Here is a 12,781-nt window from a genome sequence, read left to right on the forward strand (position 1 = left end):
TAGCTCGTAGCTCGTAGCTCGTAGCTCGTAGCTCGTAGCTCGTAGCTCGTAGCTCGTAGCTCGTAGGCAGCATACCCCCAGTCCTTTTCGGGTCCAGGGGGTTCTTACCGCTTATAGCTTACGGCTTACAGCTCCGGGCGAAGCCCGGTTACAGCTCCCGGCAAAGCCGGGACGGGCAAAGCCCGGCTCAAGCGCGGGAGACATACTCGCCCGTCCGCGTATCCACCTTCAGCACTTCTCCCTCGTTGATGAACAGCGGCACGCGGACCACGGCACCGGAGGACAGGGTGGCCGGCTTGGAGCCACCCTGGGCGGTGTCGCCCTTGAGACCGGGATCGGTCTCGGTCACCTCGAGCTCGATGAAGTTCGGCGGGGTCACGTTGATGACGTTGTCATTCCACAGGGTCACGGTATAGACCACCTGCTCCTTGAGCCACTTTTCGGTCTCGCCAAGGGCCTTCCGCTCCACCGGATACTGCTCGAAGGAACCGTCATTGAGCATGAAGTACCACATGTCGCCGTCGGTATAGAGGTACTCCATGTCCAGCTCGAGGACATCGGCGCCTTCCAGGGATTCGCCTGACTTGAAGGTACGCTCCCAGACGCGGCCGGTCATCAGGTTGCGCAGCTTGACGCGGTTGAAGGCCTGGCCCTTGCCCGGCTTGACGTAGTCGTTCTCGAGGATGGCACAGGGGTCACCATCCAGCATGACCTTCAGACCGCCCTTGAATTCGTTGGTAGAATAGTTCGCCATGATGTTTTACCCATATTCGAGCGCGCCGCCGACCGGGGTCGAGGGCGCGCACAAGCAAGAGACATGTCTCGAGGGCCTATCCCTCGCACGTATCGACTGGTGCCGCGCATGATAACCCGAAGCCCTATCCCTTTGCAGCGCCAGGCCTCGACACCGTCCCCCGGCGCCTGGCAGTCGCAGCTCGCCGGTGCGATCCGCGACCCGCAGGCGCTATGCCGGCGCCTGGGACTCGCGCCCGCCTGGCAGCCCGGCGCCGAGACCGGCCATGCGCTGTTCGAGGTGCGAGTGCCCGAGGCCTATCTCGCCCGCATTCGCCCCGGCGACCCGCACGACCCGCTGCTACGCCAGGTGCTGCCACTCGGCGAGGAGGCCGAGGCCGCGCCGGGCTACGTGGCCGACCCCCTCGAGGAAGCCGATCAAACCCCGCGGCGTGGTTTGATCCACAAGTACGCCGGCCGAGTGCTGCTGATCGCGAGCCCTGCCTGTGCGGTGAACTGCCGCTACTGTTTCCGACGCCACTTCCCCTACGAGGAGAACGCGCCTTCACGGGCCCAGTGGGAAGAAACGCTCGCCTACCTGCGCGACGACACCTCGATCCATGAGGCGATTCTCTCCGGCGGCGACCCGCTGGCGGCCAGTGATCGCCAGCTTGCCTGGCTGGTGGAACGCCTGGAGGCCATTCCCCACCTCAAGCGGTTGCGCCTCCATACCCGACTGCCGGTGGTGATCCCCGACCGCATCGATGGCGCCCTGCTCGACTGGCTGGGCAGCACGCGGCTGCAGAAGGTCATGGTGCTGCACATCAATCACGCCCAGGAAATCGACGAGGCAGTGGTCGAGGCGTGCCGACGACTGCAGGCAGCGGGCGTGACACTGCTCAACCAGAGCGTGCTGCTGCACGGCGTCAACGACGATGTCGCGTCGCTGGCCGCGCTCTCCGAGCGGCTGTTCGAGGCCGGTATCCTTCCCTACTACCTGCACGTGCTCGACCCGGTGGCCGGCGCCGCCCACTTCGACGTGCCCGACGACGCGGCCCGCGCCCTGGTCGCCGAACTCAGGACACGACTCCCCGGCTTCCTGATGCCGACGCTGGTGCGCGAAGTGCCCGGCGAGGCCAGCAAGACCCCGCTATAGCCGTAAGCTTTAAGCTGTAAGCCATAAGAAAACCCCCAGGGCACGAGGCCTTGGGGGTTTTTTTACTTACGGCTTACAGCTTACCGCTTACAGCTCCCGAGCCCGGCGTAGCCGGTCAGGCGAGGGTGGCGGCCGTGACGTTGGGTGCCGGTGCTTCGGTGGAGAGTTGCCGGTTGATGGCGCTCAGCACCCCCTTGATGGAGGCACTGGTAATGCTCTCGTCGGTGCCGACGCCGAACACGGCTTCGCCGTTGATGCGCACCTCGACATAGGCGATTGCCTCGGCATCCGCCCCTTGCCCCCGGGAGTGCTCGTGGTAATCGATGATTTCCACGTCGTGTCCTTCGGCGGCCAGCGACTTGATGAAGGCGGCCAGCGGCCCGTTGCCTTGCCCCTGAATGGTCCGCCGTACACCGCCCTCCTCGATGGTCGCCTCGAGGTTCACCACCGGGCTATCAGGCTCCGAGGACATGCGGTGACTGGCCAGGGCGAAGGGCCGGTCCTTTGCCAGGTATTCGTCGCGGAAGGCCTGGTAGATCATCTCGGAGGTGATCTCCTTGCCCAGCCGATCAGCGACTTCCTGCACCACCTGGCTGAATTCGATGGACAACCGGCGCGGCAGTTCGATGCCGTGCTCCTCTTCCAGCAGGTAGGAGACCCCGCCCTTGCCCGACTGGCTGTTGACGCGGATCACCGCCTCGTAGCTGCGTCCCACGTCCAGCGGGTCGATGGGCAGGTAAGGCACCGCCCAGACGCTGTCCGGGTTCTCGCGGCGCTCGGCCATGCCCTTCTTGATGGCGTCCTGGTGGGAGCCGGAAAAGGCGGTGAATACCAGGTCGCCCACATAGGGATGGCGCGGGTGCACCGGCAGTTGGTTGCAGTACTCCACCTCGCGCATGATCGGCGTGATGTTGGAGAAGTCGAGCTGCGGATGCACGCCCTGGGTGTAGAGATTCATGGCCAGGGTGACCAGATCGACGTTGCCGGTGCGCTCGCCGTTACCGAACAGGCAACCCTCGATCCGGTCGGCGCCCGCCATCACCGCGAGTTCGGCGGCAGCCACACCGGTGCCGCGGTCGTTGTGCGGATGCACACTGACGATCAGGTGGTCGCGTTTGGCAACATGGCGGCAGAACCACTCGATCTGGTCGGCATAGTTATTGGGCGTGGCGCACTCCACGGTGGCCGGCAGGTTGACGATCATCGGCTTGTCGGCGCTGGCGCCATAGGTGGCCTCCACGGCGTCGACGATCTCCACCGCGAAGTCCATCTCGGTGGTGGAGAACAGCTCCGGGGAATACTGGAAGGTCCAGTTCGTCTCCGGTGCGGCCACCATGTGCTCGCGGATGCGGGTGGTGGCGTCCACGGCGATCTGGATGCACTCGGGCTGGCTGACGTTGAACACCACGCGGCGGAACACCGGATCGGTGGCGTTGTAGACGTGAACGATGGCGTTCTTTGCGCCCTTGAGCGCCTCGAAGGTGCGGTCGATCAGGTGCGGGCGGGCCTGGGTGAGCACCTGGATGGTGACGTCATCCGGCACCTTGTCATCCTCGATCAGCGAGCGCACGAAGTCGAAATCGGTCTGGGAGGCCGAGGGGAAGCCAACCTCGATCTGCTTGAAGCCGATCTTCACCAGCAGATCGAACAGGCGCTGCTTGCGCTCCTGGTCCATGGGATCGATCAGCGCCTGGTTGCCGTCGCGCAGGTCGACGGCACACCACTGGGGCGGCGCCTCGATGCGCCGGCTCGGCCACTGCCGATCGGGCAGATCGACGGCCACAAAGGGGCGGTACTTGACGGAGGGGTTATCGAGCATCATGGCGGCGTTCTCCCAGGCACGGTTTGTGGCGTCAGAAACGGCGACGCCCCGCCTGCCGGAAGGCAGACGGGGCGTCGTCGAAGTATTCGGTCATGATCATCGCGACCCCGCAGACCGGTCGGGCGGCGCGTACGACACGGGCGGCGGCGATGTTCATGGGAATGGCATTGGCGGTGCGGGACATGTGACAACCTCGATTCGACGAAACAACAGCGATGCAGACAGCATCGCCCGGCGCGCTCAGCGGCGGGCTAGTAGTCGTAGGTCGAGAACGAGGTTGTACGATGTCGTGTTCATACCTCTAGAAAATCAGGACTCGTGCCCGGTGTCAAGCGGGGCCCGCTTCATCTGACGAAAATGGATCACTGGCGGCGAGTCGCCACCAGCGCAGCAAGGTCTCGGGCACGGTGTCCTCGGCGACGCTCAGGGTCCAGACCGGCGCCTCGCCGCCCTCTTCAACCCACAGGTGCAGCAAACGCCGGTCGACACCCGGCATCCGGCGCTCCCCACACCGCACCGCCTCGTCCAGCAGCGCCTGCAGTTCGGCACGCTGCGCTTCGCTGCAACGATCACAGCGAATCCAGCGCGGACGGGCCAGTCCCGGCATGTGCGCCACGCCTCCCTCGCGACTCAGCCTCAGCACACTGGCGGCGGTCAAGCGCGGGGCAACATCGTCTGCTCTCACGACAGCACGCCTGACTCGCGCCAGGCCTCCCGCACCGCATGTGCCACACGACCGTCGGTGCCGAAACGCCGACCGGCATTGTCCAGGGTCAGCTCGGCGAAAGCCGCAAAGTCACTGGTCCGGGCCAGGCGTTCGTCGACGAGTGTGTCGTACCAGACCCGCCCCGCTTCTTCCCAGGCATGCCCACCCAGCGTCATGGCGGCGAGATGGAAGGCCCGATTGGGGATCCCCGAGTTGATGTGCACCCCGCCATTGTCGTCGCGGGTCTCGACGAAATCCCGCATGTGCCCCGGCTGTGGATCACGGCCGAGGAGCGGATCGTCGTAGGCGGTACCCGGTGCGGCCATGGAACGCAGCGCGCGCCCCTCGACCCGTTCGGTGAAGAGGCCCTCGCCGATCAACCAATCGGCGCTCTCGACGTCCTGCCCCTGTCGATGCTGTTTGACGAGGCTGCCGAACACGTCCGCCAGAGATTCGTTCAGGGCGCCGGCCTGATCCGCATAGACCAGTGCCGCCTCGTGCTGGATCACGCCATGAGTCAGTTCGTGGGCGATGATGTCCAGCGCGATGGTGAACCGGTTGAAGAGCTCGCCGTCCCCATCGCCGAATACCATCTGCTGGCCATCCCAGAAGGCATTCTCGTACTCCTGGCCATAATGCACGGTGGCCAGCAACGCCATCCCGCGATCGTCCAGAGAGTGGCGCTGGAACGCTTCCCAGTACAGTGCATAGGTCGCGCCCAGGCCTCGGTAGGCCTCGTCCACGGCGGGGTCGCCGCTGGCCGCCGCGCCTTCGCTACGAACCCGTTCGCCGGGCAAGTCGCGGGTCTGGTGCGCGGAATGCACATGCCGCACGGGTTCACCGCGTCGAGGACTGCCGTCCGGTCGCACGATACGGCCGGCCCTGGCACGGAATCCCCGGTCGTCATGGAGCGTCCGATAGGCGCGATCACGCTGCCTGGCGTCGCTCGAGCCGGCAAGGCGCTCGAGCAGGTAGGGAGGCAGAAAGGGGCGAATCGGCGGGTGTCGGTCAGTCCTCATATCACTCCTCCTTGGCGGTTCATCCGGCCTGGGACACTGGTTCTTGGAGGACCACCCGGCCGGATCCGTTCCATGAAAGGTCAGGACTCGTCCGTCTGCCTGCGGGATGGCGAGTTCCCGCTCTGTTGGGTCAACAGGGTTTCCAGCCGCGCCACCTGATCATGCAATTCGCGCACATCACCACGCAGCCCCTGCATCTCGGCCGCTTCGCCTTCGCCGCTTTCCAGCTCGATCGCCACGCTTTCCTTCTGCATCACGTCCAGCACGATGCCAATCATCATGTTCAGGAAGATGAAGGCGGTGAGGAAGATGAAGGTCAGGTAATACAGCCAGCTCCAGGCAAAGTCCTCTTGAGTGGCATACATGATGTCGGTCCAGTCTTCGAAAGTCGCGATGCGAAACAGCGTCAGCATGGCGACGGCGATATTGCCCCAGAGGTAGTCGTCGACCTCGGCAAACAGGAAGCTGCCGATGGCGGCGTAAATATAGAAGATGATGAACATCAGCAAGGCCACGTAGCCCATGCGCGGGATCGACTTGACGAGCGCCGTCATCAGCATGCGCAACTCAGGGATCATCGAGACCAGCCGGAGCACCCGGAATATCCGCAGCAGCCGCGCCAACAGGACCATGTCCGACTCACCCATCGGAATCAGGCTCGCCGTGACGATCAGAAAGTCGAAGACGTTCCAGCCCTGTTTGAAGAAGTCACGCAGACGCCTCTCCGCCGCCATGCGGATCAGGATTTCCACCAGAAAGAACACCGTGACCGCCAGGTCCATCGCCAGCAGCCAATAGTGAAAACGGCTGGTTTCCTCGTAGGTCTTGGCACCGATCAACAAGGCCGAAACGACGATGATGGCAATGACCACCGCCTCGAAGAGCTTGTTCGACCGAATGCGCTCGAAGCGGTCGCGCCAGGCCAGTATGTACGTACTCACGCTAGTCCTCTCACCCTTGCGCTTCCAGGTCCACCTGCCGATAACCGATCAGGTAAAGCACGGCGTCCAGGCCGAGCGTCGAGATACTCTGACTGGCCTGCTGCCGCACCAGCGGCTTGGCGCGAAAGGCGATGCCCAGGCCGGCGGCGGCCAGCATCTTGAGGTCATTGGCACCATCGCCGACGGCAATGGTCTGCTCCATGGCCAGGCCCTCGCGCTCGGCGATCTCGTGGAGCAGCGCGGCCTTGCGGTCAGCGTCGACGATCGGCTCACGGACTTCGCCGGTCACCTTGCCGTTCTCGATCACCAGTTCATTGGCGTGTATCTCATCGAAACCGAGCCGTTGCTGGAGATGCTCGGCAAAGTAGGTAAAACCACCGGAGAGAATGGCGGTGCGATAACCGAGCCGCTTGAGGTGACGCATCAGGCGTTCCACACCGTCCATCAACGGCAGTTGTTCGGCGATGTCGGCCAGCACCGACTCATCGAGGCCACGGAGCTTCGCCATGCGCTCTCGGAAGCTCTGCCGGAAATCCAGCTCCCCGCGCATGGCACGCTCGGTGACCTCCGCCACCTCGTCGAAAACGCCATGGCGACGCGCCAGCTCGTCGATCACTTCGGTCTGGATCAGCGTCGAATCCATGTCGAAGCACACCAGGCGGCGATGCCGACGCCAGATGGAATCTTCCTGCAGGGCGATATCGATGCCATGAATCGCGCCCAACGCCAGGGCCTTCTCGCGCAATGCCTCGATATCCACGTCGTCACCACGCAGCCAGCACTCGACGCAGGCACCGTGTTGCGGCATTGCGCCATCGAGGGGTTCACGTCCAGACAGCCGGTGGATCAACTCCACGGTCAGCCCCTGTTCGGCAGTCAGCGCTCCAACTTCCGCCAGGATGCCGGCCGGCAGATGCGGGGCCAGCAACGTCATGATCAGCCGCGGCTGGCCGGCCTGCAGGCTCCAGCGGTGGTAGTCCTCGGCACTGACCTGGATCGCTTGGACATCCAGCCCCAGCTCATCCCCCGCCGCCGACAGAGCGCCTTCGAGATCGGCCTCGCGATCCAGCCCCACCAGCGCCTCCAGGGACATGATCCCGAAGGTCACGCTCTGGTTGATGTCCAGAAGCCGAGCACCACTTCTCGCCAAGGCCCGGCCCAGCCCCGCCAGTTGACCGGGGCGGGCACTGCCGGTCGCGCGAATCAAAACTCGTCGTGTCATGACAACCTCTTTGATGAGCTGTAAGCCGTAAGCTATAAGCTGTAAGTAACCCCATGATAGGCATGTTTTTCTTACAGCTTACGGCTTAAAGCTTACAGCTTCAGGCTAAGCCTGTTTGGCTTACAGCTCCCCGTCAGGGGCGAGTCGGTCGACCTTCTGGAGCCCTCTCGGCAGCTTGCTGCCGCGCCGGCCACGCTCTCCCCGATAGTAATCGAGTTCGCTGGCCTTGAGCGTCAACTTGCGCTTTCCGGCATGCACCACCAGGCCCTGTCCGGAGCCCAGCAGCGCCAGGTCGCGCAGGAATTCTTCACGACGGGCGGCTCGGGCGCCGGGGATATCGATCATCTTGTTGCCCTTGCCCTTGGCCATTTCGGGCAACTGATCGAGGGGAAAGACCAGCAGGCGCCCCTCGTTGGACACCGCCGCCACGCTGATCCCCTCGCCTTCGGGGACCATCGCCGGAGCCAGCACATTGCAGCCTCTGGGCACCGAGAGTACGCCCTTGCCCGCCTTGTTCTTGCCGGTCAACGCCTCGAGCGGCGCGATGAAGCCATAGCCACCGTCAGAGGCCAGCAGATAGCGCGTCGTGGGCGGCGCCAGCATCACGCCAGCCATGTGGGCACCGGCCGCCACATTGACCCGGCCGGTGACCGGCTCGCCCTGGCTGCGCGCACTGGGCAGGTTGTGGGCCGTCAGAGTATAGGCACGCCCGGTGTCATCGAGCAGCACCAGGGGCTGGTTGGTCTTGCCCCGGGCGGCCAGCGCGAAACGGTCGCCGGCCTTGTAGGACAGTCCAGCAGGATCGATGTCATGCCCCTTGGCGCTGCGGATCCAGCCCTTTTCGGAGAGCACGACCGTGACGGGATCGGCACCCACGAGTTCCACCTCGGACAGGGCCCGGGCTTCCTCGCGCTCGACCATCGGCGCACGACGCGGATCCCCGTACTCCTCGGCGGCGGCACGCAGCTCGCGCTCGATAAGATCGGTCAGGGCTGCCTCGTTGCCGAGCAGCTCCTTCAGGTGCTTACGCTCTTCCTCCAGCTCGTCCTGCTCGCCACGGATCTTCATCTCCTCGAGCTTGGCCAGGTGACGCAGGCGCAGCTCGAGGATCGCCTCGGCCTGGCGTTCGCTGAGGCCGAAGGCCTCGATGAGCGCAGGCTTGGGCTCATCCTCTTCACGGATGATGCGGATCACCTCATCGATGTTGAGGTAGGCGGCCAGCAGCCCCTCGAGAATATGCAGCCGGTCCTCCACCTTGCCGAGGCGGTGCTCGAGGCGCCGCCTCACCGTGCTGCGCCGGAAGTCCAGCCACTCGCCGAGCAGCCCGGCCAGCGACAGCACCCGGGGGCGACCGTCCAGGCCGATCACGTTCATGTTGACGCGGATATTCTTCTCGAGATCGGTGGTGGCGAACAGGTGTGCCATCAGCGATTCGACATCCACCCGGTTGGACCGCGGCTCGATCACCAGCCGCGTCGGCTCCTCGTGGGTAGATTCATCACGCAGGTCGGCGACCATCGGCAGCTTCTTGGCCTGCATCTGGGCGGCGATCTGTTCCAGCACCTTGGCACCGCTTACTTGATAAGGCAGGGCGGTGATCACCACATTGCTCTCTTCCCGCACGAAGCGAGCCCGCACCTTCACCGAACCCCGGCCGCTCTCGTAGATCTTCCGCAGGTCGGAGGCCGGCGTGATGATCTCGGCTTCGGAGGGAAAATCCGGCCCGGGCAGATAGGCCATCAGGTCGGTGGTGGTCGCCTCGGGTTGGCGCAACAGATGGCAAGTCGCCTCGACGACGTCGCCCACGTTGTGCGGCGGGATATCGGTGGCCATGCCCACGGCAATGCCGGTCCCCCCGTTGAGCAGCACATGAGGCAGACGGGCAGGCAGTACCACCGGCTCGTTCATGGTGCCGTCGAAATTGGGTGCCCAATCGACGGTGCCCTGGCCGAGCTCGCTGAGCAACACCTCGGCGAACTTCGACAACCGCGCCTCGGTGTAGCGCATGGCGGCAAAGGACTTGGGGTCGTCGGGGCTGCCCCAGTTGCCCTGCCCATCCACCAGCGGATAGCGATAACTGAATGACTGGGCCATCAGCACCATGGCCTCGTAGCAGGCACTGTCACCGTGGGGATGGAACTTGCCCAGCACGTCGCCGACGGTACGCGCCGACTTCTTGTACTTGGCATTGGCACTGAGCGCCAGCTCGCGCATGGCATAGACGATGCGCCGCTGTACCGGCTTCATCCCATCGCCGATGTGCGGCAGCGCCCGGTCGAGGATGACGTACATCGAATAATCGAGATACGCCTTCTCGGTATACTCGCGAAGGGACAGACGTTCGACGTCACCCTCCGCCACCTGGATATCCATACTCATAGCACGGTGGCCTTGTTCACACTTGTGGAGTCATCGAGGACTGCGCCCTCTTCAACTGCTGTGATGAGCTGTAAGCTTTAAGCCGTAAGCTGTAAGAAAAACCGGTGTTCATGGGGTGACTTACAGCTTAAAGCTTATGGCTTACAGCTCCCGGCGAAGCCGGGTCAGACCTCTATCTCCGCGAGGTTGCCGTAGTCTTCCAGCCAGCTCTTGCGGTCGGAGGCGCGTTTCTTGGCCAGCAGCATGTCCATCATCTCGAGGGTACCGTCGCCGACTTCGCGGGTCAGTTGCACCAGGCGTCGGGTCTCGGCCGCCATGGTAGTCTCGCGCAGTTGCAGCGGACTCATCTCGCCGAGCCCCTTGAAACGCTGAACATTGGGCGTGCCCCGCTTGCCCTCGAGTCGACGCAGAATGGCCGCCTTCTCGCTCTCGTCCAGGGCGTAGAACACCTCCTTGCCGAGGTCGATACGATACAGCGGCGGCATCGCCACGAAGACATGGCCAGCATCGACCAGCGCCGGAAAGTGGCGCACGAAGAGCGCGCACAGCAGGGTCGCGATGTGCAGACCGTCGGAATCGGCGTCGGCCAGGATGCAGATCTTGTGGTAGCGCAGCTTGGAGAGATCGTCGCTGCCCGGCTCCATGCCGATGGCCACGGCGATATCATGGACCTCCTGGGAACCGTAGATGTCGTGGGCCTCGACTTCCCAGGTATTGAGGATCTTGCCGCGCAACGGCAGGATCGCCTGGGTTTCGCGCTGGCGTGCCTGTTTGGCGCTGCCGCCGGCCGAGTCGCCCTCGACCAGGAAGAGTTCGCTACCCGCCGGGTCCTGACCACTGCAATCGGCCAGCTTGCCGGGCAGTGCCGGGCCGGAGGTCACCTTCTTGCGCGCCACCTTCCTGGCGCTCTTCTGGCGACGCTGAGCAGCGCTGATCACCAGCTCGGCGAGCGCCTCGCCCTGATCAACGTGATGGTTGAGCCACAGCGAGAAGGCATCCTTGACCACCCCCGACACGAAACCGGCCACGGTACGCGACGACAGGCGCTCCTTGGTCTGGCCGGCGAACTGCGGCTCCAGCATCTTCACCGACAACACATAGGACACCCGTTCCCAGAGGTCCTCGGCGGTCAGCTTGACCCCGCGCGGCAACAGGCTGCGGTACTCGCAGAACTCTCGCAGGGCCTCCAGCATGCCGGCCCGCAGGCCATTCACGTGCGTCCCGCCCAGGGGCGTGGGAATCAGATTGACGTAGCTCTCGAGCAAGGGCTCGCCGCCCTCGGGAAGCCACTGGATGGCCCAGTCCACCGCCTGCTCGTCATCGGCGAAATGCCCGACGAAGGGCGACGCCGGCAACACCTCGAACCCATCGGTGGCCTGGGCCAGGTAATCGCGCAGGCCATCCTCGAACTGCCAGACGTTCTCGGTTCCATCGGCCTCGACGAGTGTCACTTGAAGCCCCGGGCAGAGCACCGCCTTGGCCCGCAGCAAATGCTTGAGCCGCGTCAGCGACAGCTTCGGCGAGTCGAAATAGCTTGCCTCGGGCCAGAAGCGTACCAGGGTGCCCGTGGCACGCTTTGCGGCAGAGCCGATCACTGTCAGGTCGGAGGCCCGATCGCCATGCTCGAAGGCCATGTGATGGCGGCTGCCACCCTTGACGACTTCCACCTCGAGACGCCGGGACAAGGCATTCACCACTGAAACCCCGACACCGTGCAACCCCCCGGAAAAGCGATAGCTGGATGCCGAAAACTTCCCGCCGGCATGCAGCTTGGTCATGATCAGCTCGATCCCGGAAACGCCATGTTCGGGATGGATATCGATCGGCATCCCGCGCCCATCGTCACTGACCTCGACGCCGCCATCATCGAACAAGCGCACGGCGATGGCCTTGGCATGGCCGCCCAGCGCCTCGTCGACACTGTTGTCGATGACTTCCTGAATCAGATGGTTGGGGCGAGACGTATCGGTGTACATGCCGGGACGCTTGCGTACGGGCTCGAGCCCGGCAAGCACCTCGATCGAACTGGCGCTGTACTGTGTCATGCATCACCCAGACTGGTTACGGTCATTCGATTCTCCCCTGAATGCGGGCTGTCCTTTCCGTGAATGCGTGTCCATGAATGCTCGATCGTGTCTCGCCCGCCCCGCCCGGCGTCCCGACACCATCATTCAACACTGCGTCGCCACCGTCCCCGACGGCAGCGCATGGCCGCCATGGGCCAGGATCGCCGGCAGATAGTCGGCCAGGGCGGAAAACCCATGGTCGCCTGCGGGATGCAGGATACTTGCCGCGCCCCGATAGAATGCCCAGGCATCTCGGGCGTCCAGGGTCTCGTCGGCCGTGCCCAGCAACAGCAGGTAGCGCCGGGGCCTGACTCGCTCGGGGGTCAACGCCTCCAGGGCGCGGCGGTGTGCCTCCTCGACCCGGAAACGCTCGCCGCTGTAGGGATTGACGAAGGCTTCTCCGACCCAGGACACCACCAACCGAGCCGGGGCTACGGCCGGATTGATCAGGGCTGCCGGAAGGTCGTGTCGCTCGGCGATCAGCGTCGCCAGGAAACCGCCCATCGAACTGCCCACTACCATGGGCGCCCTGCCCAGCTCGTCCAGGCATGCTTCGGCCTCCGCCAGCGCTTGTTCGGGTCGATGCGACAACTGCGGCGTCGCGCAGGGCAGTGACAGCCGCTCGCAGGCCGCGCGCATCAGCGCCGCCTTCGGGGAGGCGCTGCCACTGTTGAAACCATGCAGATAGAGTACACCACTGGCTGGCTTTGGCGATCGCATGGCACTCAGCATACCCGA

11 protein-coding genes are annotated in these 12,781 nt (G+C 64.4%); 1 reads left to right on the plus strand and 10 read right to left on the minus strand.

The features are described 5' to 3' along the window. Positions 1-187: 187 nt before the first annotated feature. Positions 188-754 (minus strand): elongation factor P, encoded by a 567-nt coding sequence (gene efp, locus RSO41_RS17870; RefSeq protein ID WP_315620612.1) that lies wholly within the window; start codon positions 752-754, stop codon positions 188-190. 108 nt (positions 755-862) lie between these two features. On the opposite strand from efp, the gene epmB reads away from it, so the two are divergent. Further along, positions 863-1,888 (plus strand): EF-P beta-lysylation protein EpmB, encoded by a 1,026-nt coding sequence (gene epmB, locus RSO41_RS17875; protein ID WP_315620613.1) that lies wholly within the window; start codon positions 863-865, stop codon positions 1,886-1,888. A gap of 115 nt (positions 1,889-2,003) precedes the next feature. Here the strand turns inward: epmB and leuA are convergent, their stop codons facing one another. The 9 genes from leuA to RSO41_RS17920 all read right to left on the minus strand — a co-directional run bounded on the left by leuA (position 2,004) and on the right by RSO41_RS17920 (position 12,763). Next, a complete protein-coding gene (gene leuA / locus RSO41_RS17880) occupies positions 2,004-3,710 on the minus strand; it encodes a 2-isopropylmalate synthase (RefSeq protein ID WP_315620614.1) in 1,707 nt (568 codons plus the stop codon). A 31-nt stretch (positions 3,711-3,741) separates the two neighbouring features. Next, positions 3,742-3,894: a hypothetical protein gene (locus tag RSO41_RS17885; RefSeq protein ID WP_315620617.1), complete on the minus strand. Its 153-nt coding sequence runs from the start codon at positions 3,892-3,894 to the stop codon at positions 3,742-3,744. 144 nt (positions 3,895-4,038) lie between these two features. Further along, positions 4,039-4,395, minus strand: coding sequence for a protealysin inhibitor emfourin (locus tag RSO41_RS17890; RefSeq protein ID WP_315620618.1), 357 nt, complete (start codon positions 4,393-4,395; stop codon positions 4,039-4,041). Then, a complete protein-coding gene (locus tag RSO41_RS17895) occupies positions 4,392-5,435 on the minus strand; it encodes a M4 family metallopeptidase (RefSeq protein ID WP_315620619.1) in 1,044 nt (347 codons plus the stop codon). The genes RSO41_RS17890 and RSO41_RS17895 overlap by 4 nt, the downstream gene beginning before the upstream one ends. 80 nt (positions 5,436-5,515) lie before the next feature. After that, entirely contained in the window at positions 5,516-6,376 is an 861-nt protein-coding gene (locus RSO41_RS17900) for an ion transporter (RefSeq protein WP_315620620.1), read from the minus strand. Positions 6,377-6,386: 10 nt separating this feature from the next. Next, entirely contained in the window at positions 6,387-7,598 is a 1,212-nt protein-coding gene (serB, locus tag RSO41_RS17905; RefSeq protein ID WP_315620621.1) for a phosphoserine phosphatase SerB, read from the minus strand. A gap of 120 nt (positions 7,599-7,718) precedes the next feature. Continuing rightward, entirely contained in the window at positions 7,719-9,977 is a 2,259-nt protein-coding gene (gene parC / locus RSO41_RS17910; protein ID WP_315620622.1) for a DNA topoisomerase IV subunit A, read from the minus strand. Between the two features lie 164 nt (positions 9,978-10,141). Next, positions 10,142-12,022 (minus strand): DNA topoisomerase IV subunit B, encoded by a 1,881-nt coding sequence (gene parE / locus RSO41_RS17915; RefSeq protein ID WP_315620623.1) that lies wholly within the window; start codon positions 12,020-12,022, stop codon positions 10,142-10,144. Between the two features lie 126 nt (positions 12,023-12,148). Further along, complete coding sequence (locus RSO41_RS17920; protein ID WP_315620624.1) at positions 12,149-12,763, minus strand: YqiA/YcfP family alpha/beta fold hydrolase; 615 nt, start codon at positions 12,761-12,763, stop codon at positions 12,149-12,151. Positions 12,764-12,781 lie beyond the last annotated feature (18 nt).

The organism is Halomonas sp. I1 (assembly GCF_032334135.1).
Classification (GTDB): domain Bacteria; phylum Pseudomonadota; class Gammaproteobacteria; order Pseudomonadales; family Halomonadaceae; genus Halomonas.